Here is a 20,944-nt window from a genome sequence, read left to right on the forward strand (position 1 = left end):
ACGTTCGTGGTTCGACCGGCACCCTCACTCCCGGGGCCCACCGAGCCCGGGACACGGGAAGGCCCGGACACGGGAAGGTCCGGGTCCTGCCTGACCTCGGCAGGAGTCGACCGTGATCCCTCTGACGCCCGTGACGCGCCTGCTATCGACCTGCAGCGCCCGGTTGTCCGCCCGATTCGTCCCCGATCGTCCGAAATGCTGCCGACCGTTCGGACGACGCGCTCGCGACTTCCGAATCCAATCTCTTGGCAATGCTGCAGCAAACTCCCACCGCCTCGCAATGATCCGGCGACGCGCTCGTATACTCGCGTGCTGCGACCGTATCGCAAATAGTTAGCAATACTCACGAGGGGGAGTGGCGTGGCTGGAACATCGGGTGTGCGCGGGGTGTCGGGTGGCGCCGTCCGCGCGGCAACCGGACCGGAGATCGCTCGCTGGGACGAACTTGTCGCGTCCGACGTGGACGGCGGCGACGTCTGGCGGGCTCGCGACTACGCGGAGCTCAAGCGGCGCACGCGCTACCACCCCCGCTACGTGCTCGTGGGCGACCGGCCGGTCACGGTGTTGGAGAAGAAGGTGCCGCTGCTCGGTGGGCTCTGGTACCTGCCCGGCGGTCCCGGCGTCACCGATGTCGGCGACCTCATCGCGCGAGTCGACGCGCTCGCCGGATACGCGCGCGATCACGGTGCGTTCGCAGTCAAGGTCGAGCCCCGTCTGCCGCGCACCGATGCCGACCGCGATCGGCTGATCGCACACGGCTACCGCGAGGTGAGCCCGATCGCACCGAACGCGACGACCGTCGTGGTCGACATCACCGGGGAACCAGACGAGGTGATGGGCCGGTTCAGCACCCGAGCCCGGCGCTGGATCCGCCGTGCCGAGCGGGACGGCGTCGTCGTCGAGCGGGTGCCCGCGACCGAGGACAACTGCCGGATCATGTACGGGTTGCTCTCGGGGACCGCCGACGCACGGTTCGGCATTCGCGTCGAGGACTACTACCGGGACTGCTGGCCGCGGTACGAGGCATCCGGACAGGGCCAGCTGTTCTTCGCGAGGTTCGACGGCGAGGTGGTTGCCGGGGCCTTCGTGAAGAGGCTCGGCGAGATGGCCTTCTACAAGGACGGCGGTTCGGTGCGTAAGAACGCCGACTCGTCCGCGAAGAACGGGCTCGGCGCGCACGGGGTCGGGCACGCGGTCCAGTGGGCGGCGATGACGTGGGCGAGGGAGAACGGCTGCACCCGGTACGACCTCGGATCCGTTCCGTCCGCCGCCCGGATCGACGATCGGACCCATCCCTACCACGGACTGGGCGAGTTCAAGCGGAGCTTCAACAAGGAGGTCACCGAGTACCTCGGCGCCTTCGACCTGCCACTCGGTCACAACCGGTACCGGGTGTGGCAGTCCGGGCTCGAGCGCGAGATGCGCAGGTTCACAATGCTCGCGCGCCGGGACGCCTACTACTGATCGGCTGCCGCCTGGCTGCCGGCTCCGGGTGAACGGAACCGGCAGCCGGGCGGCCAGGCAGGATTGCGGCCGATCAGATGGGGGTGCCCGCGGCCCTTCGGTAACCCTTGATCGCAGGCCATCCGAAGACGAGGATCGCGGCGAGCGACCACATCGCCGTCTTGAACAGCGGCTCGGCGACCGGTCCGCCAAGGCTGAGCCCGCGCATCGTGTCGATCGCGGTGGACATGGGCTGATTCTCGACGAAGCCCTGCAACCACTTCGGGTACGCCATGGTCGGGACGAATCCGGAGTTGAAGAACATCAGCAGGGTGCACACCAGCGACAGCAGCTCGACCAGCGGCAGCTTCGCAGAACTCAGCGCCAGCGCAGTCACCAGCGTCGCGAAGCCGACCCCCATCAGCAGTGGCACGAGCAGCATCCCGAAGCCCGCCAGAACGCCCTGAGAGAACCGGAAGCCGAGCAGGAAGCCGACACCGACCAGTAGCACGGTGGTGACCAGGATACGAATCGACTCGGCGAGCAGTCGACTGGTGATGCCGGCGGCGCGGTGCATCGGCAGGATCCAGAACCGCGCCAGCAGGCCCTTGCGCCATTCCTCCTTCAGGCCCATGCCGCTGGCGATCGATCCGAACATGGCGCCGACCAGCGAGATCATCGGGACGTACCCGTAGACACTGTTGATGCCGGTGGCCCGGGTGACCGAGATGCCGAGCACCGCCCAGAACATCACCAGCATCACGGCCGGATAGACGATTGCCTGGAGAACCGTGAAGGGATCGTGGAATTGGCGCAGGAGCAGTCGGTGGGTCTGCACCAGGGTGTGTGTTCCCAACGCCTGCCACGACTTCTCGGGGTAGACCTCGGTGGGTGTCGGGAACTCGGACACCGCCGAGAGGGTCTCGTGCAGCCGCTCCGGGGCGCTTACGTCGGTCATCCCCGCCTCACATTCGCCCAGACTGTCAGCGGCGCGAACACCAGCGTCAGGCCGATACACCAGTACAGCGACGGCATCAGCATGTGCGTCGTGATGGAGCCGTCGGCGACGGCCCGCATCGAGATCGCGAACTGCGAGATCGGCTGGTTACGAACGAAGGCCTGCGACCAGCTCGGGAACTGGGAGACGGGGACGAAGCCCGCCGAGAACATGCCCAGGATCAACTGCGGCAGGGTCAGCGCCTGGCTGGTCATCTCCGGGCTCTTGCTCAGCGTGCCGATGAGGTCACCCATCAGCGACAACGTCATCGCGATCGACAGCGCCATCACGATGAACAAGGTCGACTTGACTGGACCGCCGGTGAATCGGAACCCGATGAGGAAACCGTAGGCGAGCGCCGCGGCCAGCGAGATGGTGCAGTGTGCCAGCGCCGCTGTCATCCGGGAGGCGAGCGGCACACCGGGAATGATCGGCATGGTCTGGAACCGGTCGTTCATGCCGTTCGAGGCCTCGAGGGCGGCTCGTCCCGCCGCCGAGATCGCGGTGAAGGCCATCGCCTGCAGGGCGATGATCGGCATGACGAACTGTGCGTAGTCGATACCCTGGAACTTCATGACGAATCGAAGCGGCAGGTAGAAGCCGATGGTGAAGATCGCCGGGGCGAGCACCGCGATGAAGAACTGGCCCGACGTCCACATGCCACGCAGGCTGCGGCCCGACAGTGCCAGCCACTGCTGGACGGCGGACAGTTCCGGCTTGCGGTGACGGCCGGTGCGGACGATCGTGTTCGACTGTGGTTCCGGCGGCGGACCCCCGTCGGACGAGCGGGTGGCGCGGGCGGCGATTGCGGTCATGCGGGTTGGCTCTCGTCTACCTGACTGGCGTCAGTTGCGGTGCCACCGGTCAAGGCGAGGAAGACGTCGTCGAGCGACGGACGTCGTAGCGCGATGTCGGCGAGCGGGATCCGCGAGATGTCGAGCCGCCGCAGCACCTCGGCAAGGGTCTGTGCGCCGTACTGCGCGGGGATCGACAGCCGGTCGTGCCCGGTCTCGGAGACGTACTCCGGCGGCACCAGGCTGGTCAGCACGGCGTACACCCGCGGCAGGTCGGCCAGGCGCAGCGGCACGACTTCGCAGTAGCTGCCGCCGGTCCGTTCCTTGAGCTGGTCGGCGGTGCCCTCCGCGATGACGGTGCCCTTGTCGATCACGACGATGTTGTCGCTCAGGACGTCCGCCTCTTCGAGATACTGCGTCGTGAGCAGGATGGTGATGCCCTCGGCCTTCAGTGTGGACACCAGTGACCACACGCTCTGGCGGCTGCGCGGGTCGAGACCGGTGGTCGGCTCGTCGAGGAAGACGACCTCGGGCCGGGTCACCAGCCCACACGCGATGTCGACGCGCCTGCGCATACCGCCGGAGAATCCGCGAACCTTGCGGTCTGCGGCGTACACCAGATCGAACTGGCGGAGCAGCTGCTCGGCCCGGGCCTTCGCGGATTGCCGGTTCAGCCCCATCAGCCTGCCGAAGAGAACGAGGTTCTCGCGTGCGGTGAGGGACTCGTCCAGTGCGGCGTACTGACCGGTCATCATGATCGACCGCCGCACGTCGGCAGAGTGGGTGACCACGTCGTGGCCGGCGACGAGCGCACGTCCCGAGTCCGGGCGCAGCAGGGTCGACAGCACGTTGACGGTGGTTGTCTTTCCCGCGCCGTTGGGCCCGAGAATGCCGAGAACGGTGCCGCGCGGCACCTCGAAGCTGACCCCCCGAAGAGCGTGCACGTCACCGAAGGACTTCCGGATCCCCTCGACGAGGACTGCGGGGTGTGGTGAAGGCATGCAGGCGAGTATGTCACGTGAGCGCATCTGCGGAGGTGGTCCGGGGACCGATATTGGCGACTTCGGCACCCGAACTACACCCACCGGTAACAGTTGTAACACCCGTGCCGGAATGCCCGATACTGCCTGAATGCGCTGCCCCGCGGTCAGCGCGGAGTCACCCAGATGGTGATGTCGGCGTGCACGACCTCGGTGCCCGACCGGTCGAAGATCGAGACCGGCACGACCACGTCGACGCCTTCGGCGATCTGGTCGAAGGCCGGCAGCTCGGGCAGTTCCGCCACCGCGCGCAGCCCGGTCTCGGCCTTGGTCAGGTAGCGGGTGTGCATCGCCTTGGGGATCCAGCGATGCGTGGTCGGGACGGTGGCCTCGGCGAGCATGCCCATCGCGGCCTCCGCGAGGTTGCAGGCGGCGATCGCATGGAAGGTGCCGATGTGGTTGTGCACGCCCCACCACTTCGGGGCCCGCACCTCGCAGCGTCCAGGCGCGAGGTCGGTCACCCGGGGGAGCACGGTTGCGAAGTAGGGCACGCGCGCGCACATGCCGACCGAGAAGAGCACGGAGCCAAGACGATTGGCGGGAAGTCGCAGCCAGCTGCGATAGGTCGGGGTCTGGATGGTCATGGCCCTACCTTACTTGAGAGTAAGTTTTGGGGCCGATTGTGTGTCCGGGGTGGATTTGTAGTAGTTGCCGGTCTGCGGCATACTGTTCAGGTTGCCTTGACCCGGGACGCGCTGTTTTGCGGTCCGCGTCGGGCGAGAAGAGGGTCGAGAACCGGGCGTTCAGGCAAGATTGCGTCCAGGTTCGAGCCGAAGCAAGACGGAAGCAGTAACCACCAGTGCTCCTTGTGAGCGCATCCGGTGCACATTCCGCAGTCCGATCCGTGTGTCATTGCGGGTCGGGGAATGAGCGGGAGGGCGACACGCCCGACCGCGTGGACCGGAGATCCATGACAGATGAACAGCGGCAGCGGGTCGGGGCATCTCCTGATCGAGATCGGGTCTTCCTGATCGCCAATGTTCTTTGCCGTCACGGACTGGGCGGGAACTGTGCAGACGAGGTAGCCCAACCAGGGACTACAGCAACTCGAGTAGCCCCTCCGGGTCTACAAGGGCCTAATCACGGCAAGGAAGAGGACACAAGCGTGGCGGGACAGAAGATCCGCATCAGGCTCAAGGCCTACGACCATGAGGCGATCGACGCGTCAGCGCGCAAGATCGTCGAGACGGTGACCCGTACCGGGGCCCGTGTCGTTGGACCGGTGCCGTTGCCGACCGAAAAGAACGTGTACTGCGTCATCCGCTCGCCGCACAAGTACAAGGACTCGCGCGAGCACTTCGAGATGCGTACCCACAAGCGGCTGATTGACATCCTCGACCCGACGCCCAAGACGGTCGATGCCCTCATGCGCATCGATCTGCCGGCCAGCGTTGATGTCAACATCCAGTGAGCGCGGCGGAGACAAAAACAATGAGTGAGAACAAGATCAAGGGAATCCTGGGCACCAAGCTCGGCATGACCCAGGTCTTCGACGAGAACAACCGGGTCGTCCCGGTGACCGTCGTGAAGGCCGGACCGAACGTCGTCACCCAGATCCGCACCGAGGAGCGCGACGGCTACAGCGCCGTGCAGCTCGCGTTCGGCGCGATCGACCCCCGCAAGGTGAACAAGCCGGTCTCCGGCCAGTTCGCCAAGGCCGGTGTGACCCCCCGTCGCCACGTCGTGGAGCTCCGCGTTGCGGACGCCTCCGAGTACGAGGTCGGCCAGGAGCTCACCGCCGAGGTCTTCGAGGACGGCGCCTACGTCGACGTCACCGGAACCTCCAAGGGCAAGGGCTTCGCCGGCACCATGAAGCGGCACGGCTTCGCCGGTCAGGGCGCCTCGCACGGCGCGCAGGCCGTGCACCGTCGCCCGGGTTCCATCGGTGGCTGCGCCACCCCCGGCCGCGTGTTCAAGGGCATGCGCATGTCGGGCCGCATGGGTAGCGACCGCATCACCACGCAGAACCTCTCGGTCCACAAGGTGGACGCCGAGAACGGTCTGCTGCTTATCAAGGGTGCGATCCCCGGCCGCAAGGGCGGCCTCGTGATCGTCAAGACCGCAGTGAAGGGTGGTGCGTCCGCATGACCGAGACCGCAACCAAGCTCACTCTCGACGTCCGTACCGCCGACGGCGGCACCAACGGCACCGTCGACCTGCCCGCCGAGATCTTCGACGCGACCGCCAACATCGCTCTGATGCACCAGGTCGTCGTCGCGCAGCTCGCCGCGGCACGCCAGGGCACGCACTCCACCAAGACCCGCGGCGAGGTTCGCGGCGGTGGCAAGAAGCCCTACCGCCAGAAGGGCACCGGCCGCGCCCGTCAGGGTTCGACCCGCGCTCCTCAGTTCGCCGGTGGTGGCGTCGTGCACGGCCCGCAGCCGCGTGACTACTCGCAGCGCACCCCCAAGAAGATGAAGGCAGCCGCCCTGCGCGGAGCCCTCTCCGACCGGGCGCGCAACGAGCGTATCCACGTGATCACCGAGCTGGTCGCGGGACAGACTCCGTCCACCAAGGGCGCGAAGAAGTTCCTCGGCGAGATCTCGGATCGCAAGAAGCTTCTGCTCGTCGTCGGTCGCGAGGACATCGCGGCGTGGAAGAGCGTGCAGAACCTGGAAGGCGTGCACCCCATCGCACCCGACCAGCTCAACACCTACGACGTGCTCAACAGCGATGACGTCGTGTTCAGTGTCGAGGCCCTCAACGCGTTCATCCACGGGCCGGCCGAGTCCGCCCAGGCAAGCAAGGAGGAGAGCAAGTGAGCACCATCGCTGACCCCCGCGACATCTTGCTGGCTCCGGTCATCTCCGAGAAGTCCTACGGACTGATCGAGGAAGGCACCTACACCTTCCTGGTGCACCCGGACTCGAACAAGACGCAGATCAAGATTGCCGTCGAGAAGGTCTTCGGCGTCACCGTGACCAGCGTCAACACCGCCAACCGTCAGGGCAAGCGCAAGCGGACCCGTTTCGGCTACGGCAAGCGCAAGGACACCAAGCGCGCGCTCGTGACCCTCTCGGCCGACAGCAAGCCCATCGAGATCTTCGGAGGCCCGGTCGCGTAAGCGTCTGGGACTTGACGAGATATAGAGGACGAGAAGACTCATGGCAATCCGTAAGTACAAGCCGACTACCCCGGGCCGCCGCGGCTCGAGCGTCTCGGACTTCGCCGAGATCACTCGGTCGACGCCCGAGAAGTCGCTTATTCGCCCGCTGCACGGTCGCGGTGGTCGTAACGCACACGGTCGTATCACCACCCGGCACAAGGGTGGCGGACACAAGCGCGCCTACCGGCTGATCGATTTCCGTCGCAACGACAAGGACGGCGTGCCGGCCAAGGTCGCGCACATCGAGTACGACCCCAACCGCACCGCGAACATCGCGCTGCTGCACTACGCCGACGGCGAGAAGCGCTACATCATCGCGCCGAAGGACCTGAAGCAGGGCGCGAAGGTCGAGTCCGGCGTCGGTGCCGACATCAAGCCGGGCAACAACCTGCCGCTGCGCAACATCCCGACCGGTACCACCATCCACGCGGTGGAGCTGCGTCCGGGTGGCGGCGCCAAGATGGCCCGCTCGGCCGGCGCCAGCATCCAGCTGCTCGGCAAGGAAGGCCCCTACGCGACCCTGCGTATGCCCTCCGGCGAGATCCGTCGCGTCGACGTGCGCTGCCGCGCGTCGGTCGGCGAGGTCGGCAACGCCGAGCAGTCGAACATCAACTGGGGCAAGGCCGGCCGTATGCGCTGGAAGGGCAAGCGCCCGACCGTCCGTGGTGTCGTGATGAACCCGGTCGACCACCCGCACGGTGGTGGCGAGGGCAAGACCTCCGGTGGTCGCCACCCGGTCAGCCCGTGGGGCCAGCCCGAGGGCCGCACCCGCAAGCCCAACAAGCCGAGCGACAAGCTCATCGTCCGTCGCCGGCGTACCGGCAAGAACAAGCGCTAGGAGGGGTGAAGGATGCCACGCAGCCTTAAGAAGGGCCCGTTCGTCGATGATCACCTCCTCGCGAAGGTGGATGTGCAGAACGAGAAGGGAACCAAGCAGGTCATCAAGACCTGGTCCCGTCGTTCGACGATCATCCCGGACTTCATCGGCCACACGTTTGCGGTGCACGACGGCCGCAAGCACGTCCCCGTGTTCGTCTCCGACTCGATGGTCGGACACAAGCTCGGAGAGTTTGCACCGACCCGCACGTTCAAGGGTCACATCAAGGATGATCGGAAGGCGAAGAGGCGATGAGTAACACCGAAACCGCCAACCCGACCGCCAAGGCCGTCGCCCGCCACGTGCGTGTGACGCCGATGAAGGCGCGTCGAGTCGTGGACCTGGTTCGCGGGCGCTCCGTCGAGGACGCGCTGAACATCCTGCGGTTCGCGCCGCAGGCCGCCAGCGAGCCGGTCGCCAAGGTGATCGCCAGCGCTGCTGCGAACGCCGAGAACAACCTCGACCTGGACCCGAGCACGCTCGTCGTCGCGACGGCGTTCGTGGACGAGGGTGCGACCCTCAAGCGGTTCCAGCCGCGTGCCCAGGGTCGTGCGTTCCGGATCCGCAAGCGCACCAGCCACATCACGGTCATCGTGGAGAGCCTGCCCAAGGCCGGCACCGCGACCCGTAATCGCCGGAAGGGAAGTGCTCGATAGTGGGCCAGAAAATCAACCCGCACGGCTTCCGCCTCGGCATCACCACCGACTGGAAGTCTCGCTGGTACGCAGACAAGCAGTACGCGGAGTACGTCAAGGAAGATGTCGCCATCCGCAAGCTCCTCGCCACGGGCATGGAGCGGGCCGGCATCGCGAAGGTGGAGATCGAGCGCACCCGTGACCGGGTTCGCGTCGACATCCACACCGCGCGTCCGGGCATCGTCATCGGCCGCCGCGGCGCCGAGGCCGACCGCATCCGCGCCGAGCTCGAGAAGCTGACCGGCAAGCAGGTCCAGCTGAACATCCTCGAGGTCAAGAACGCGGAGGCCGAGGCCCAGCTCGTCGCGCAGGGCGTCGCCGAGCAGCTGAGCAACCGTGTCGCGTTCCGTCGCGCCATGCGCAAGGCCATCCAGTCGGCCATGCGTCAGCCGAACGTCAAGGGCATCCGGGTGCAGTGCTCCGGTCGCCTCGGCGGCGCGGAGATGTCCCGTTCGGAGTTCTACCGCGAGGGTCGCGTGCCGCTGCACACCCTGCGTGCGGACATCGACTACGGGCTCTACGAGGCCAAGACCACCTTCGGCCGCATCGGCGTGAAGGTCTGGATCTACAAGGGCGACATCGTCGGTGGCAAGCGTGAGCTGACCGCCGCGGCCGCCCCGGCCGGCGATCGCCCGCGTCGCGAGCGTCCGAGCCGTCCGCGTCGCTCCGGTGCCTCGGGCACCACCGCGACCAGCACCGAGGCGGGCCGCGCAGCGACCGCCACCGCCGAGGCCCCGGCCTCCACCGAATCGAATCAGGAGGGCTGACGCATGTTGATCCCACGTCGGGTCAAGCACCGCAAGCAGCACCACCCGAGCCGTTCGGGTGCGGCCAAGGGCGGCACCAAGGTGACGTTCGGTGACTACGGCATCCAGGCTCTCGAGCCGGCCTACATCACCAACCGTCAGATCGAGTCCGCTCGTATCGCCATGACGCGCCACATCAAGCGTGGCGGCAAGATCTGGATCAACATCTTCCCGGATCGCCCGCTGACCAAGAAGCCCGCCGAGACCCGCATGGGTTCCGGTAAGGGTTCGCCGGAGTGGTGGGTCGCGAACATCAAGCCCGGTCGGGTGCTGTTCGAGATGAGCTACCCCAACGAGGAGACCGCTCGCGAGGCCCTGCGTCGCGCGATGCACAAGCTCCCGTGCAAGTGCAGGATCGTCACCAGGGAGGAGCAGTTCTGATGGCTACCGGAACCCCCGCAGCCGAGCTCCGCGAGCTCAACGAAGAAGAGCTGGTCACCCGGCTCCGTGAGTCGAAGGAAGAGCTGTTCAACCTTCGCTTCCAGATGGCGACCGGTCAGTTGGACAACAACCGTCGTCTGCGCACCGTTCGTCACGAGATCGCGCGCATCTACACCGTCATGCGCGAGCGTGAGCTCGGCCTCGCCGCCGGCCCGGATGCGGGTGACGCGGCATGAGTGAGAACGAGAAGGACACCGCAGTGACTGAAGAGCGTGGGACCCGCAAGGTCCGCATCGGCTACGTCGTCTCCGACAAGATGGAGAAGACGATCGTCGTCGAGCTCGAGGACCGTGTGAAGCACCCGCTGTACGGCAAGATCATCCGCCGTACGACCAAGGTGAAGGCGCACGACGAGAACGGTCTCGCCGGCATCGGCGACCGCGTCCAGCTGATGGAGACCCGACCGCTGTCGGCGACCAAGCGCTGGCGTCTGGTCGAGGTGCTCGAGAAGGCCAAGTAAGACCGCAAATGACGAAGCGGCCCGTTCCCCGAGGGGAGCGGGCCGCTTTGCCTGTTCGGGGCGATTTGGAATCCCCCGGAGCATTCCCTACACTAGAGCGGTTGCCTGTGCCTCCGCATGCCCGCATGTGGGTACGGCTCGGTGACAGACCGCGCGCATCTGGGTCGGTAATCCGGTGCGTACGAAAATCCAGGTCTAGGAGAGATCAGTGATTCAGCAGGAGTCGCGACTGCGCGTCGCCGACAACACGGGTGCCAAGGAGATTCTCTGCATCCGCGTTCTCGGTGGTTCGTCTCGTCGCTACGCCGGGATCGGCGACATCATCGTCGCCACCGTCAAGGACGCCATCCCGGGTGGAAACATCAAGAAGGGCGAGGTCGTCAAGGCCGTCATCGTCCGCACCACCAAGGAGCGTCGCCGTCCGGACGGCTCGTACATCAAGTTCGACGAGAACGCTGCCGTTCTCATCAAGCCTGATCACGATCCCCGTGGCACTCGCATCTTCGGACCCGTGGGCCGCGAGCTGCGCGACAAGAAGTTCATGAAGATCGTCTCGCTCGCCCCGGAGGTGCTGTGATGAAGGTGCACAAGGGTGACACCGTTCTGGTCATCGCCGGCAAGGACAAGGGCGCCAAGGGCAAGGTCATTCAGGCCTACCCGGCGACCGAGAAGGTCCTGGTCGAGGGCGTGAACCGGATCAAGAAGCACACCGCGGTCTCCGCGAACCAGCGTGGCGCCTCCTCCGGCGGCATCGTCACGCAGGAAGCCCCGATCCACGTTTCCAACGTCGCGGTCGTGGACTCGGACGGAAACCCCACTCGCGTGGGCTACCGCACCGACGAGAACGGCAAGCGGGTTCGGATCTCCCGTAAGAACGGGAAGGACATCTGATATGACGAGCACCGAGAAGATTCAGCCCCGGCTCAAGGCGCGCTACCGCGCCGAGATCAAGGACGCGCTGAACGAAGAGTTCAAGTACGCCAACGTCATGCAGATCCCCGGCGTGGTCAAGGTCGTCGTCAACATGGGTGTCGGTGACGCCGCCCGCGACGCGAAGCTGATCAACGGCGCGGTCGCGGACCTCGAGCTGATCACCGGCCAGAAGCCGGAGATCCGCAAGGCCCGCAAGTCCATCGCGCAGTTCAAGCTCCGCGAAGGCATGCCCATCGGCGCGCGCGTCACCCTCCGTGGCGACCGCATGTGGGAGTTCCTCGACCGCCTGGTCAGCATCGCGCTGCCCCGCATCAGGGACTTCCGCGGCCTGTCCGGCAAGCAGTTCGACGGCAACGGCAACTACACCTTCGGTCTCAACGAGCAGTCGATGTTCCACGAGATCGACGTTGACAAGATCGATCGTCCGCGCGGTATGGACATCACCGTCGTGACGACCGCGACCAACAACGAAGAAGGCCGTGCCCTGCTCAAGCACCTCGGCTTCCCGTTCAAGGAGAACTGAGCCATGGCGAAGAAGGCACTGGTCAACAAGGCCAACAAGAAGCCGAAGTTCGCGGTTCGCGCCTACACCCGCTGCCAGCGGTGTGGCCGTCCGCACTCGGTGTTCCGCAAGTTCGGCCTCTGCCGAATCTGCGTGCGCGAGATGGCACACGCCGGCGAGCTGCCGGGCGTGCGCAAGAGCTCCTGGTGAGTCTCGGCTGACAACGGTCGCATGACGAAGGGCGCGGACTCCATCGGAGTCCGCGCCCTTCCGTGTTGTGGGCCCGCGTCCGGCGGCGCCGGGTCGATTTGGTTCACGCTGCAGGTTTGCCTACAATAGAGCGGTTGTCTGGGCAACGCCGGCCCTCGCTGTGCCGGCGGTCCCGTGACACGCATTCAATCCGATCGACGATTGTCGGTCGGACCAGCCGAATTGCTGTAGGCCCACGACCGGGCGACCGGTGTTGGATGGGAACCGCAGCGAGAAAGGTGTCGAGGTCAACTCATGACCATGACCGATCCGATCGCAGACTTCTTGACGCGTCTGCGCAACGCCAACTCGGCGTACCACGACGAGGTGAAGCTTCCCCACTCGAAGATCAAGGCGAACATCGCCGAGATCCTCAAGCGCGAGGGCTACATCTCCGATTTCCGCACCGAGGACGCCGAGGTGGGCAAGACCCTCATCGTCGACCTGAAGTACGGACCCAGCCGTGAGCGCAGCCTCGCGGGTGTCCGGCGCGTTTCCAAGCCCGGCCTCCGGGTTTACGCGAAGTCCACCAATCTGCCCAAGGTCCTCGGCGGCCTGGGCGTGGCGATCATCTCCACGTCCACCGGCCTGCTCACCGACCGTCAGGCGGCCAAGCAGGGCGTGGGCGGCGAAGTCCTCGCCTACGTCTGGTAAGGGAGGCCACCACAATGTCGCGTATTGGAAAGATTCCGGTCACCGTCCCCGCGGGCGTTGACGTCAACATCGACGGCCAGGACGTGTCGGTCAAGGGCCCCAAGGGCACCCTGTCGCTGACCATCGCCGAGCCGATCGCAATCGCCAAGGGCGAGGACGGTGCCCTGCTGGTCACCCGTCCGGACGACGAGCGTCGCAGCCGTGCGCTGCACGGTCTCTCGCGCACCCTGGTCGCGAACCTCATCACCGGTGTGACCGAGGGTTACACCACCAAGATGGAGATCCACGGCGTCGGCTACCGCGTCGCGCTCAAGGGCAAGGACCTCGAGTTCGCGCTGGGCTACAGCCACCCCGTGCCGATCGAGGCGCCGGAGGGCATCACCTTCGCAGTCGAGACGCCCACCCGCTTCTCGGTCTCCGGCATCGACAAGCAGAAGGTCGGCCAGATCTCGGCCAACATCCGTCGTCTGCGTCGTCCCGACCCGTACAAGGGCAAGGGCGTTCGCTACGAGGGTGAGCAGATCCGCCGCAAGGTCGGAAAGACGGGTAAGTGATATGAGCCAGACTGCAAACCAGAAAGCCAAGCGGATCCCGCTGGGCAAGGATGCGTCCACCACGCGTCGTCTCGCGAAGACACGCCGTCACTTCCGTCTGCGCAAGAAGGTCTCCGGCACGCCCGAGCGTCCCCGCCTGGTCGTGAACCGCTCCTCGCGCCACATCCACGTCCAGCTCGTGGACGACCTCGCCGGCCGTACCCTGGCCGCGGCGTCGACCACCGAGGCGGACCTGCGTGCGGCCGAGGGCGACAAGAAGACCCTCAGCGCGAAGGTCGGTCAGCTGATCGCCGAGCGCGCGAAGGCCGCCGGCGTCGAGGCCGTCGTCTTCGACCACGGCGGACACGGCTACCACGGTCGCATCGCGGCCCTGGCGGACGCCGCTCGCGAAAGCGGGTTGAAGTTCTGATGATGAAGCTCACGAATGGAAGGACAGTCTGATGCCGGGACGTCAGAGGCGTGACGGCGGCAGCGGACCCGCCGGACAGAATGGCCCCAACACCGGGGACAACCGTGGCGGCGGCGACCGTCGTGGCGGCGGCCGTGACGATCGTCGCGGCGGCCAGTCGGCCCCGAAGTCGGACCACCTCGAGCGCGTTGTCGCGATCAACCGCGTGTCGAAGGTCGTCAAGGGTGGTCGTCGCTTCAGCTTCACCGCCCTGGTGATCGTGGGCGACGGCAACGGACTCGTTGGCGTCGGCTACGGCAAGGCCAAGGAAGTTCCCGCGGCCATCCAGAAGGGTGTCGAGGAGGCTCGCAAGGGCTTCTTCCGCGTTCCCCTCATCGGCAACACCATCACCCACCCGGTTCAGGGCGAAGCAGCGGCTGGCGTCGTCATGCTGCGTCCGGCCAGCCCGGGTACCGGTGTGATCGCCGGTGGTGCGGTGCGCGCCGTGCTCGAGTGCGCGGGCGTCCACGACATCCTTGCCAAGTCGCTCGGTAGCGACAACGCGATCAACGTCGTGCATGCAACTGTTGCCGCCCTCAAGGGTCTGCAGCGTCCGGAGGAGGTGGCCGCTCGTCGCGGTCTGCCGCTCGAGGACGTTGCCCCGGCCGGCATGCTGCGTGCACGTGCGGGACAGGGAGTCTGATCATGGCCGAACTGAAGGTCACCCAGGTCAAGAGCTCGATCGGGACCAAGCAGAACCAGCGCGACAGCCTGCGGACGCTCGGCCTGAAGGGCATTCGTCAGACCGTCGTCCGTGAGGACAACGCTCAGAACCGCGGTCTGATCAACGTGGTTCGCCACCTCGTCACAGTTGAGGAGGTCTAACCATGACCATCAAGCTGCACCACCTCCGCCCCGCGCCGGGCGCCAAGACCGACAAGACTCGCGTCGGTCGCGGTGAAGGCTCGAAGGGCAAGACCGCCGGGCGTGGCACGAAGGGCACCAAGGCCCGCAAGAACGTGTCCGCCGCCTTCGAGGGTGGACAGATGCCGCTGCACATGCGTCTGCCCAAGCTCAAGGGATTCAAGAACCCGTTCCGGACCGAGTACCAGGTCGTCAACGTGGGCGATATCGCCCGACTGTTCCCCAACGGTGGAACGATTGGCGTTGCCGAGCTCGTCGAGGCCGGCGCGGTTCGCAAGAACCAGCTCGTCAAGGTTCTCGGCGACGGCGAGCTCACGGTTGCCGTTCAGGTCACCGTGAACAAGTTCACCGGATCCGCCAAGGAGAAGATCGTCGCTGCAGGTGGCACCGCCACCGAGCTGTGATCAGGCTCTGACAGGACACGATGGCCGCGGCACAGCCCTCCACGGGCGGTGCTGCGGCCATCGGTCTTGATGCCGGATCCACTCGCGTTGTGCACCAATGTGGCATTGCCCGACTGTTTGCTCGGGGGCCACTGCTAAAGTTCTAGCGTTCATTGCACCGTCGAGCACTTCCGCTCACAATCACCCCGTCGTGCCCAGGAGGATCTTTGCTTTCCGCCTTCGTCTCGGCCCTCAGGACTCCAGACCTGAGGCGGAAGATCCTCTTTACTCTCGGGATCATCGCGCTGTACAGATTCGGCGCCACCCTGCCCTCGCCCGGCGTCGACTACGCGAACGTCAAGGCGTGTATCGACCAGGTCTCGGGCGGTGACTCGGCCGGCATCTACTCGCTGATCAACCTGTTCTCCGGTGGCGCACTGCTGCAGCTGTCGGTGTTCGCGATCGGCATCATGCCGTACATCACGGCGAGCATCATCGTGCAGCTGCTGACCGTGGTCATCCCCAGGTTCGAGGAACTCCAGAAGGAGGGCCAGTCGGGCCAGGCGAAGATGACGCAGTACACGCGTTACCTGTCGATCGCGCTGGCCATCCTGCAGTCGACAGGCATCGTCGCGCTGGCCGCCCGCGGCCAGCTGCTGCAGGGCTGTCAGCAGGAGATCATCGCGGATCAGTCGATTTTCGGCCTGGTCATCATCGTGCTCGTCATGACCGCCGGTGCGGCCCTGGTGATGTGGATGGGCGAACTGATCACCGAGCGCGGCGTCGGCAACGGCATGTCGCTGCTGATCTTCTCGGGCATCGCCGCCCGGATCCCGTCCGAGGGCAAGGGCATCCTCGACAGCCGCGGCGGACTGGTTTTCGCGTTGGTGTGCCTCGCCGCCCTCACGATCATCGCCGGTGTCGTGTTCGTCGAGCAGGGCCAGCGCCGCATCCCGGTGCAGTACGCCAAGCGGATGGTCGGGCGGAAGATGTACGGCGGTTCGTCGACCTACCTGCCGCTCAAGGTCAACCAGGCCGGCGTCATCCCGGTGATCTTCGCGTCGTCGCTGTTGTACCTGCCGAACCTCATCGCGCAGCTCACCGGTGCGAGCACCGCCGCGAACCCGAGCTGGTGGCAGAAGCTCATCCAGCAGTACCTGGTGAACCCGGCGAACCCGGTCTACATCCTCATCTACTTCTCGCTCATCGTCTTCTTCACCTACTTCTACGTCGCGATCACGTTCAACCCCGAGGAACGCGCGGACGAGATGAAGAAGTTCGGTGGGTTCATCCCCGGCATCCGGCCCGGGCGCCCGACTGCGGACTACCTGAACTACGTGCTCAGCCGCATCACCCTGCCGGGCGCGATCTACCTCGGCACGATCGCCGTCCTGCCGAACCTGTTCCTCGACATCGGTAACTCGGGGGGAGCGCAGAACCTGCCGTTCGGCGGTACCGCGGTCCTGATTATGGTCAGTGTTGGCCTCGACACCGTGAAACAGATCGAAAGCCAACTCATGCAGCGCAACTACGAAGGGTTCCTCAAGTGAGACTGGTCCTCCTTGGTCCTCCCGGTGCCGGCAAGGGCACCCAGGCCGCCATCCTGTCGGAGAAGCTCGGCGTCCCGCACATCTCGACGGGCGACCTGTTCCGCGCCAACATCGGTCAGCAGACCGCACTCGGTCTCGAGGCGAAGAAGTACATCGACGCCGGTGACCTGGTGCCCAGCGAGGTCACCAACAACATGGTCAAGGCCCGGGTCGCCGAGCCGGACGCGGTCAACGGCTTCCTGCTCGACGGCTTCCCGCGCACCGTGGACCAGGCCCAGGCGCTCGAGGGCATCCTCGCCGGCCTGAACGTCAAGCTCGACGGCGTACTCGCCTTCGACGTCGACGACGAGGTCGTCGTCGAGCGCATGCTGTCCCGTGGCCGCGCCGATGACACCGAGGACGTCATCCGGAACCGTATGCGTGTCTACCGCGAAGAGACCGCACCGCTGCTCGACCACTACGCGGGCAGCATCGTGACGGTCGACGCCGTCGGTGCCGTCGACGAGGTCAACTCCCGCGCGCTCGCGGCGCTCGGCAAGTAAGAGGTCACCGTGGGGTTTCGTCGCAAGAAGGTCGTACCGTTCCGCACCGCCGGTGAACTCGACGCGATGGCAGCGGCGGGCGCGATCGTGGGCGCGACCCTGGTCGCGGTGCGCGCGGCGGCGAAGCCCGGGGTGAGCACGCTCGAACTCGACCGGATAGCGGAGCAGACCATCCGGGATGCGGGCGCCGTCCCGTCGTTCCTGGGCTACCACGGATTCACCGGCTCGATCTGCTCGTCCGTCAACGATCGTGTGGTGCACGGCATCCCGTCGGCGGAGGACATCCTGGCCGAGGGTGACCTGGTGTCGATCGACTGCGGCGCGATCCTCGACGGCTGGCACGGCGATTCCGCGTGGACCTTCGGGGTCGGTGAGATCTCCGACGCCGACCGCGACCTCAGTGAGGCCACCCGACTGTCCATGGACGCGGGTATCGAGGCGATGCTGCCGGGCAACCGGCTGACGGACGTCTCGCACGCGATCGAACTCGGCACCCGCGCCGCCGAGAGCGCCCACGGCCGCAGCTACGGCATCGTCGACGGCTACGGCGGTCACGGCATCGGTCGCGAGATGCACATGGACCCGTTCCTCGCCAACGAGGGCAAGCCGGGCAGGGGACCGGAGTTGGTGGTCGGATCGGTGCTCGCCATCGAGCCGATGCTGACCCTCGGGACCACCGAGACCGAGGTGCTCGACGACGACTGGACGGTCGTGACCATCGACGGCTCGCGCGCCGCGCACTGGGAGCACACCGTCGCGGTCACCGAGGACGGCCCGCGGATCCTGACGCTGCGTCCCTGACAGTTTCGACACCCGAACGGGCATCCACGGTCACCCCGACCGCGGGTGCCCGTTCGTCGTGTGACCCGGGCGTCAGGCCTCGAGCAGGAGGGTGACCGGGCCGTCGTTGACCGAGGCGACCCGCATGTGGGCGCCGAAGTGGCCGGTCTCGACCGATGCGCCGAGCGCCCGCAGTGCCTCGGCGAAGGCGTCGACAATCGGCTCGGCGACCGCCCGCGGCGCGGCGGCGGACCACGACGGGCGCCGGCTCTTGCGGGTGTCGGCCAGCAGGGTGAACTGGCTGACGACCAGGATCGGCGCGCCGACGTCGGAGGCGGACCGCTCGCCACCGCGTGGATCGCTCGAGTCGCTGTCGAAGATCCGGAGTTTCCACACCTTCGCGGCGAGGGCGCCGGCGACCGAGGGATCGTCGTCGTGGCCGACACCGAGCAGGATCAGTAGTCCCTGCCCGTCGGGTTCGATCCGCGCCACCGTCCGGCTGTCGACCTCGACGGAGGCGGAGGTGACACGCTGCACGACGGCACGCACGCTCGAGGATCCTTTCGCGGCGGCCGCATTTGGCCTGGTGGGAGAACTCCGGTAGGATAGATCAACGGTGCGCCCTGCGTACCGGTCGTTTGCTGTTCTCGGGGGCCTCGGTCGCCCGAGGTGCTGCTCGCCCGGTTGTTTCACGCGCGTGCACCACCGTAACGGAGAACGATGCCCACCAACGGATCGCGGAGGATATGGCTAAGAAAGACGGAGCCATCGAGGTCGAGGGACGCGTAGTCGAACCGCTGCCCAATGCAATGTTTCGCATTGAGCTCGAGAACGGCCACAAGGTCCTCGCGCACATCAGCGGCAAGATGCGTCAGCACTACATTCGCATCCTGCCGGAAGACCGTGTCGTCGTAGAGCTGTCGCCCTACGACCTTTCTCGCGGTCGCATCGTCTACCGGTACAAGTAACGCACTTCCCGGACCACACCTGGTCTGGGAGACCCATGTCCACCCCCGGTGGGCGACACACAGGAGATTAGACAGACGTGAAGGTTCAGCCGAGCGTCAAGAAGATCTGCGAAAAGTGCAAGGTGATCCGTCGTAACGGTCGGGTCATGGTGATCTGCGACAACCTGCGTCACAAGCAGCGTCAGGGCTAGATCACAGCTTTTCGGATCGGCTTGGCAACAAGCAAAGAAGACCTTCCAGCACCAGCCGACGTCCACGGCCATCGGACTCCAGAGTCCACCGGCAGACGTCGGTCTACCCCCGGCACGGAGGCCGGGGCCCCACTGAGTTAGTTGAAAGACGTATCCGGAGTCAGATTCGGATGGCACAGGGGATGGACTGGGAGCAGACCTCCGCACACCGATAGGAATGCCACATGGCACGTCTCGCAGGTGTTGATCTTCCTCGCGAAAAGCGCATGGAGATCGCACTGACCTACATCTACGGCGTTGGCCGTACCCGCTCCAAGGAGATCCTGGCGGCGACGGGTGTCAACCCCGACCTGCGCAGCAAGGACCTCACGGACGAGGACCTGACCAAGCTCCGCGAGTACATCGAGGAGTCCCTCAAGGTCGAGGGTGACCTCCGCCGCGAGGTGCAGGCCGACATCCGTCGCAAGATCGAGATCGGCTGCTACCAGGGCCTGCGCCACCGTCGTGGTCTGCCCGTGCGTGGACAGCGCACCAAGACCAACGCTCGTACCCGTAAGGGCCCGAAGCGCACGATCGCAGGGAAGAAGAAGAAGTAATGCCCCCTAAGTCACGTAGCACCGGTCCGAAGAAGACCCAGAAGGCGCGTCGCAGGGACAAGAAGAACGTCCCGCACGGTGCCGCTCACATCAAGAGCACCTTCAACAACACGATCGTGTCCATCACGGACCCGGCCGGCAACGTCATCTCCTGGGCGTCGTCGGGACACGTGGGCTTCAAGGGTTCGCGCAAGTCGACCCCGTTCGCTGCTCAGCTGGCCGCCGAGAACGCTGCCCGCAAGGCGCAGGAGCACGGCGTGAAGAAGGTCGACGTCTTCGTCAAGGGCCCCGGCTCGGGACGCGAGACCGCGATCCGCTCGCTGCAGGCTGCTGGCCTCGAGGTCGGCACCATCTCCGATGTCACCCCTCAGCCGCACAACGGCTGCCGTCCGCCCAAGCGGCGTCGGGTCTAGCGGGAAGGAAAGGTTTAGAAAATGGCACGTTATACCGGCCCCATCACCCGCAAGTCGCGTCGTCTGCGCGTCGACCTCGTTGGAGGCGACCAGGCGTTCGAGCGTCGCCCCTACCCGCCGGGCCAGCACGGCCGCGCGCGGATCAAGGAGAGCGAGTACCTGCTCCAGCTGCAGGAGAAGCAGAAGGCTCGCTTCACCTACGGCGTCATGGAGAAGCAGTTCGTCCGCTACTACAAGGAAGCGGTGCGTCGCCCGGGTAAGACCGGCGAGAACCTGCTGCGCATCCTCGAGACCCGTCTCGACAACGTCGTGTACCGCGCCGGCCTGGCCCGTACCCGTCGTCAGGCTCGCCAGCTCGTGAGCCACGGTCACCTTCTCGTGAACAACAAGAAGGTCGACATCCCCAGCTACCGCGTCTCCCAGTACGACATCATCGATGTCAAGGAGAAGTCGCTGAGCACGCTGCCGTTCCAGGTTGCCCGCGAGACCGTCGGCGATCGCCCGGTCCCGGGTTGGCTGCAGGTCGTTCCGGGTCGCCTCCGCGTCCTGGTCCACCAGGAGCCGGAGCGCGCGCAGATCGACGTGCCGCTGCAGGAGCAGCTGATCGTGGAGCTGTACTCGAAGTAATGCCTTTCGACTCGTGCGCCTTTCCGGTGGC

35 protein-coding genes are annotated in these 20,944 nt (G+C 66.0%); 30 read left to right on the forward strand and 5 right to left on the reverse strand.

The window, feature by feature from the left end:
• Positions 1–360 precede the first annotated feature (360 nt).
• Positions 361–1,464, forward strand: coding sequence for a lipid II:glycine glycyltransferase FemX (locus ACFVH2_RS21475; RefSeq protein ID WP_378426212.1), 1,104 nt, complete (start codon positions 361–363; stop codon positions 1,462–1,464).
• Positions 1,465–1,537: 73 nt separating this feature from the next.
• Here ACFVH2_RS21475 and ACFVH2_RS21480 read toward each other — a convergent pair whose 3' ends face one another.
• From ACFVH2_RS21480 to ACFVH2_RS21495, 4 genes are all read right to left on the reverse strand, one after another.
• Entirely contained in the window at positions 1,538–2,401 is an 864-nt protein-coding gene (locus ACFVH2_RS21480; RefSeq protein ID WP_378426214.1) for an ABC transporter permease, read from the reverse strand.
• Positions 2,398–3,255, reverse strand: coding sequence for an ABC transporter permease (locus ACFVH2_RS21485; protein WP_378426216.1), 858 nt, complete (start codon positions 3,253–3,255; stop codon positions 2,398–2,400). Before ACFVH2_RS21485 ends, ACFVH2_RS21480 begins: the two co-directional genes overlap by 4 nt.
• Positions 3,252–4,235 (reverse strand): ATP-binding cassette domain-containing protein, encoded by a 984-nt coding sequence (locus ACFVH2_RS21490; protein WP_378426218.1) that lies wholly within the window; start codon positions 4,233–4,235, stop codon positions 3,252–3,254. Before ACFVH2_RS21490 ends, ACFVH2_RS21485 begins: the two co-directional genes overlap by 4 nt.
• A gap of 146 nt (positions 4,236–4,381) precedes the next feature.
• Complete coding sequence (locus ACFVH2_RS21495) at positions 4,382–4,858, reverse strand: hotdog fold domain-containing protein (RefSeq protein ID WP_378426220.1); 477 nt, start codon at positions 4,856–4,858, stop codon at positions 4,382–4,384.
• 521 nt (positions 4,859–5,379) lie between these two features.
• Between ACFVH2_RS21495 and rpsJ the strand changes: the two genes are divergently transcribed.
• The 24 genes from rpsJ to map all read left to right on the forward strand — a co-directional run bounded on the left by rpsJ (position 5,380) and on the right by map (position 18,139).
• A complete protein-coding gene (gene rpsJ, locus ACFVH2_RS21500) occupies positions 5,380–5,685 on the forward strand; it encodes a 30S ribosomal protein S10 (RefSeq protein ID WP_003938093.1) in 306 nt (101 codons plus the stop codon).
• A gap of 20 nt (positions 5,686–5,705) precedes the next feature.
• On the forward strand, positions 5,706–6,362 hold the full coding sequence (gene rplC, locus ACFVH2_RS21505) for a 50S ribosomal protein L3 (protein WP_378426222.1): 657 nt from the start codon (positions 5,706–5,708) through the stop codon (positions 6,360–6,362).
• Positions 6,359–7,036, forward strand: coding sequence for a 50S ribosomal protein L4 (gene rplD / locus ACFVH2_RS21510; protein ID WP_378426224.1), 678 nt, complete (start codon positions 6,359–6,361; stop codon positions 7,034–7,036). Before rplC ends, rplD begins: the two co-directional genes overlap by 4 nt.
• Complete coding sequence (gene rplW / locus ACFVH2_RS21515; RefSeq protein ID WP_027503152.1) at positions 7,033–7,338, forward strand: 50S ribosomal protein L23; 306 nt, start codon at positions 7,033–7,035, stop codon at positions 7,336–7,338. Before rplD ends, rplW begins: the two co-directional genes overlap by 4 nt.
• Positions 7,339–7,378: 40 nt before the next feature.
• Positions 7,379–8,218 carry a 50S ribosomal protein L2 gene (gene rplB, locus ACFVH2_RS21520; protein WP_077040838.1) on the forward strand — a complete coding sequence of 280 codons (840 nt, stop codon included), beginning with the start codon at positions 7,379–7,381 and terminating at the stop codon, positions 8,216–8,218.
• Positions 8,219–8,230: 12 nt separating this feature from the next.
• Complete coding sequence (gene rpsS, locus ACFVH2_RS21525) at positions 8,231–8,512, forward strand: 30S ribosomal protein S19 (RefSeq protein ID WP_003940820.1); 282 nt, start codon at positions 8,231–8,233, stop codon at positions 8,510–8,512.
• Positions 8,509–8,913 carry a 50S ribosomal protein L22 gene (gene rplV / locus ACFVH2_RS21530; protein ID WP_378426226.1) on the forward strand — a complete coding sequence of 135 codons (405 nt, stop codon included), beginning with the start codon at positions 8,509–8,511 and terminating at the stop codon, positions 8,911–8,913. Before rpsS ends, rplV begins: the two co-directional genes overlap by 4 nt.
• Complete coding sequence (rpsC, locus tag ACFVH2_RS21535) at positions 8,913–9,719, forward strand: 30S ribosomal protein S3 (protein ID WP_378426228.1); 807 nt, start codon at positions 8,913–8,915, stop codon at positions 9,717–9,719. The genes rplV and rpsC overlap by 1 nt, the downstream gene beginning before the upstream one ends.
• Before the next feature lie 3 nt (positions 9,720–9,722).
• A complete protein-coding gene (gene rplP, locus ACFVH2_RS21540) occupies positions 9,723–10,139 on the forward strand; it encodes a 50S ribosomal protein L16 (RefSeq protein WP_378426230.1) in 417 nt (138 codons plus the stop codon).
• On the forward strand, positions 10,139–10,375 hold the full coding sequence (rpmC, locus tag ACFVH2_RS21545) for a 50S ribosomal protein L29 (protein WP_378426232.1): 237 nt from the start codon (positions 10,139–10,141) through the stop codon (positions 10,373–10,375). The genes rplP and rpmC overlap by 1 nt, the downstream gene beginning before the upstream one ends.
• On the forward strand, positions 10,372–10,659 hold the full coding sequence (gene rpsQ / locus ACFVH2_RS21550; RefSeq protein WP_378426234.1) for a 30S ribosomal protein S17: 288 nt from the start codon (positions 10,372–10,374) through the stop codon (positions 10,657–10,659). The genes rpmC and rpsQ overlap by 4 nt, the downstream gene beginning before the upstream one ends.
• Positions 10,660–10,867: 208 nt before the next feature.
• Positions 10,868–11,236, forward strand: coding sequence for a 50S ribosomal protein L14 (gene rplN, locus ACFVH2_RS21555; protein WP_027503159.1), 369 nt, complete (start codon positions 10,868–10,870; stop codon positions 11,234–11,236).
• A complete protein-coding gene (gene rplX / locus ACFVH2_RS21560; protein WP_142100155.1) occupies positions 11,236–11,550 on the forward strand; it encodes a 50S ribosomal protein L24 in 315 nt (104 codons plus the stop codon). Before rplN ends, rplX begins: the two co-directional genes overlap by 1 nt.
• A 1-nt stretch (position 11,551) precedes the next feature.
• Positions 11,552–12,115 carry a 50S ribosomal protein L5 gene (gene rplE, locus ACFVH2_RS21565; protein ID WP_378426237.1) on the forward strand — a complete coding sequence of 188 codons (564 nt, stop codon included), beginning with the start codon at positions 11,552–11,554 and terminating at the stop codon, positions 12,113–12,115.
• A gap of 3 nt (positions 12,116–12,118) precedes the next feature.
• Entirely contained in the window at positions 12,119–12,304 is a 186-nt protein-coding gene (locus tag ACFVH2_RS21570) for a type Z 30S ribosomal protein S14 (RefSeq protein WP_003940698.1), read from the forward strand.
• 294 nt (positions 12,305–12,598) lie between these two features.
• Positions 12,599–12,997 carry a 30S ribosomal protein S8 gene (rpsH, locus tag ACFVH2_RS21575; protein WP_142100159.1) on the forward strand — a complete coding sequence of 133 codons (399 nt, stop codon included), beginning with the start codon at positions 12,599–12,601 and terminating at the stop codon, positions 12,995–12,997.
• A 14-nt stretch (positions 12,998–13,011) separates the two neighbouring features.
• Positions 13,012–13,551, forward strand: coding sequence for a 50S ribosomal protein L6 (rplF, locus tag ACFVH2_RS21580; protein WP_378428633.1), 540 nt, complete (start codon positions 13,012–13,014; stop codon positions 13,549–13,551).
• A gap of 1 nt (position 13,552) precedes the next feature.
• A complete protein-coding gene (rplR, locus tag ACFVH2_RS21585; RefSeq protein ID WP_378428635.1) occupies positions 13,553–13,960 on the forward strand; it encodes a 50S ribosomal protein L18 in 408 nt (135 codons plus the stop codon).
• Between the two features lie 31 nt (positions 13,961–13,991).
• A complete protein-coding gene (gene rpsE, locus ACFVH2_RS21590) occupies positions 13,992–14,642 on the forward strand; it encodes a 30S ribosomal protein S5 (protein WP_378428636.1) in 651 nt (216 codons plus the stop codon).
• A gap of 2 nt (positions 14,643–14,644) precedes the next feature.
• Entirely contained in the window at positions 14,645–14,824 is a 180-nt protein-coding gene (rpmD, locus tag ACFVH2_RS21595) for a 50S ribosomal protein L30 (protein ID WP_378428638.1), read from the forward strand.
• Between the two features lie 2 nt (positions 14,825–14,826).
• The gene (gene rplO / locus ACFVH2_RS21600) at positions 14,827–15,267 is read left to right on the forward strand and encodes a 50S ribosomal protein L15 (RefSeq protein ID WP_378428640.1); all 441 of its coding nucleotides are present in this window, start codon (positions 14,827–14,829) and stop codon (positions 15,265–15,267) included.
• 206 nt (positions 15,268–15,473) lie between these two features.
• Positions 15,474–16,796 carry a preprotein translocase subunit SecY gene (gene secY / locus ACFVH2_RS21605; protein WP_378428642.1) on the forward strand — a complete coding sequence of 441 codons (1,323 nt, stop codon included), beginning with the start codon at positions 15,474–15,476 and terminating at the stop codon, positions 16,794–16,796.
• Positions 16,793–17,338, forward strand: coding sequence for an adenylate kinase (locus ACFVH2_RS21610; protein ID WP_378428643.1), 546 nt, complete (start codon positions 16,793–16,795; stop codon positions 17,336–17,338). Before secY ends, ACFVH2_RS21610 begins: the two co-directional genes overlap by 4 nt.
• Positions 17,339–17,347: 9 nt before the next feature.
• Entirely contained in the window at positions 17,348–18,139 is a 792-nt protein-coding gene (gene map / locus ACFVH2_RS21615; RefSeq protein WP_378428645.1) for a type I methionyl aminopeptidase, read from the forward strand.
• 72 nt (positions 18,140–18,211) lie between these two features.
• Here map and dtd read toward each other — a convergent pair whose 3' ends face one another.
• Positions 18,212–18,667: a D-aminoacyl-tRNA deacylase gene (gene dtd / locus ACFVH2_RS21620; RefSeq protein WP_378428647.1), complete on the reverse strand. Its 456-nt coding sequence runs from the start codon at positions 18,665–18,667 to the stop codon at positions 18,212–18,214.
• Positions 18,668–18,864: 197 nt separating this feature from the next.
• Here dtd and infA point away from each other — a divergent pair, with 197 nt between their 5' ends.
• The 5 genes from infA (at position 18,865) to rpsD (ending at position 20,913) form a co-directional block, all read left to right on the forward strand.
• Positions 18,865–19,086, forward strand: coding sequence for a translation initiation factor IF-1 (infA, locus tag ACFVH2_RS21625; RefSeq protein ID WP_003418601.1), 222 nt, complete (start codon positions 18,865–18,867; stop codon positions 19,084–19,086).
• 77 nt (positions 19,087–19,163) lie between these two features.
• On the forward strand, positions 19,164–19,277 hold the full coding sequence (gene rpmJ, locus ACFVH2_RS21630; protein ID WP_025347279.1) for a 50S ribosomal protein L36: 114 nt from the start codon (positions 19,164–19,166) through the stop codon (positions 19,275–19,277).
• A 224-nt stretch (positions 19,278–19,501) separates the two neighbouring features.
• Positions 19,502–19,873 carry a 30S ribosomal protein S13 gene (gene rpsM, locus ACFVH2_RS21635; RefSeq protein WP_378428648.1) on the forward strand — a complete coding sequence of 124 codons (372 nt, stop codon included), beginning with the start codon at positions 19,502–19,504 and terminating at the stop codon, positions 19,871–19,873.
• Entirely contained in the window at positions 19,873–20,286 is a 414-nt protein-coding gene (rpsK, locus tag ACFVH2_RS21640) for a 30S ribosomal protein S11 (RefSeq protein WP_005239680.1), read from the forward strand. The genes rpsM and rpsK overlap by 1 nt, the downstream gene beginning before the upstream one ends.
• Positions 20,287–20,307: 21 nt before the next feature.
• A complete protein-coding gene (gene rpsD / locus ACFVH2_RS21645) occupies positions 20,308–20,913 on the forward strand; it encodes a 30S ribosomal protein S4 (protein ID WP_378428650.1) in 606 nt (201 codons plus the stop codon).
• The last annotated feature ends 31 nt before the right edge of the window (positions 20,914–20,944 follow it).

Origin of the sequence: Rhodococcus sp. NPDC127527, from assembly GCF_042672245.1 — a bacterium.
GTDB lineage: Bacteria > Actinomycetota > Actinomycetes > Mycobacteriales > Mycobacteriaceae > Rhodococcus_G.

Bases quoted from the DNA above. Each gene is read 5' to 3' on its own strand.
- ACFVH2_RS21480 (WP_378426214.1), bottom strand. From the start codon at position 2,401: ATGACCGACGTAAGCGCCCCGGAGCGGCTGCACGAGACCCTCTCGGCG.
- ACFVH2_RS21485 (WP_378426216.1), bottom strand. From the start codon at position 3,255: ATGACCGCAATCGCCGCCCGCGCCACCCGCTCGTCCGACGGGGGTCCG.
- ACFVH2_RS21490 (WP_378426218.1), bottom strand. From the start codon at position 4,235: ATGCCTTCACCACACCCCGCAGTCCTCGTCGAGGGGATCCGGAAGTCC.
- ACFVH2_RS21495 (WP_378426220.1), bottom strand. From the start codon at position 4,858: ATGACCATCCAGACCCCGACCTATCGCAGCTGGCTGCGACTTCCCGCC.
- rplC (WP_378426222.1), top strand. From the start codon at position 5,706: ATGAGTGAGAACAAGATCAAGGGAATCCTGGGCACCAAGCTCGGCATG.
- rplD (WP_378426224.1), top strand. From the start codon at position 6,359: ATGACCGAGACCGCAACCAAGCTCACTCTCGACGTCCGTACCGCCGAC.
- rplB (WP_077040838.1), top strand. From the start codon at position 7,379: ATGGCAATCCGTAAGTACAAGCCGACTACCCCGGGCCGCCGCGGCTCG.
- rpsS (WP_003940820.1), top strand. From the start codon at position 8,231: ATGCCACGCAGCCTTAAGAAGGGCCCGTTCGTCGATGATCACCTCCTC.
- rplV (WP_378426226.1), top strand. From the start codon at position 8,509: ATGAGTAACACCGAAACCGCCAACCCGACCGCCAAGGCCGTCGCCCGC.
- rplP (WP_378426230.1), top strand. From the start codon at position 9,723: ATGTTGATCCCACGTCGGGTCAAGCACCGCAAGCAGCACCACCCGAGC.
- rpmC (WP_378426232.1), top strand. From the start codon at position 10,139: ATGGCTACCGGAACCCCCGCAGCCGAGCTCCGCGAGCTCAACGAAGAA.
- rpsQ (WP_378426234.1), top strand. From the start codon at position 10,372: ATGAGTGAGAACGAGAAGGACACCGCAGTGACTGAAGAGCGTGGGACC.
- rplX (WP_142100155.1), top strand. From the start codon at position 11,236: ATGAAGGTGCACAAGGGTGACACCGTTCTGGTCATCGCCGGCAAGGAC.
- rplE (WP_378426237.1), top strand. From the start codon at position 11,552: ATGACGAGCACCGAGAAGATTCAGCCCCGGCTCAAGGCGCGCTACCGC.
- ACFVH2_RS21570 (WP_003940698.1), top strand. From the start codon at position 12,119: ATGGCGAAGAAGGCACTGGTCAACAAGGCCAACAAGAAGCCGAAGTTC.
- rpsH (WP_142100159.1), top strand. From the start codon at position 12,599: ATGACCATGACCGATCCGATCGCAGACTTCTTGACGCGTCTGCGCAAC.
- rplF (WP_378428633.1), top strand. From the start codon at position 13,012: ATGTCGCGTATTGGAAAGATTCCGGTCACCGTCCCCGCGGGCGTTGAC.
- rplR (WP_378428635.1), top strand. From the start codon at position 13,553: ATGAGCCAGACTGCAAACCAGAAAGCCAAGCGGATCCCGCTGGGCAAG.
- rpsE (WP_378428636.1), top strand. From the start codon at position 13,992: ATGCCGGGACGTCAGAGGCGTGACGGCGGCAGCGGACCCGCCGGACAG.
- rpmD (WP_378428638.1), top strand. From the start codon at position 14,645: ATGGCCGAACTGAAGGTCACCCAGGTCAAGAGCTCGATCGGGACCAAG.
- rplO (WP_378428640.1), top strand. From the start codon at position 14,827: ATGACCATCAAGCTGCACCACCTCCGCCCCGCGCCGGGCGCCAAGACC.
- infA (WP_003418601.1), top strand. From the start codon at position 18,865: ATGGCTAAGAAAGACGGAGCCATCGAGGTCGAGGGACGCGTAGTCGAA.
- rpsM (WP_378428648.1), top strand. From the start codon at position 19,502: ATGGCACGTCTCGCAGGTGTTGATCTTCCTCGCGAAAAGCGCATGGAG.
- rpsK (WP_005239680.1), top strand. From the start codon at position 19,873: ATGCCCCCTAAGTCACGTAGCACCGGTCCGAAGAAGACCCAGAAGGCG.
- rpsD (WP_378428650.1), top strand. From the start codon at position 20,308: ATGGCACGTTATACCGGCCCCATCACCCGCAAGTCGCGTCGTCTGCGC.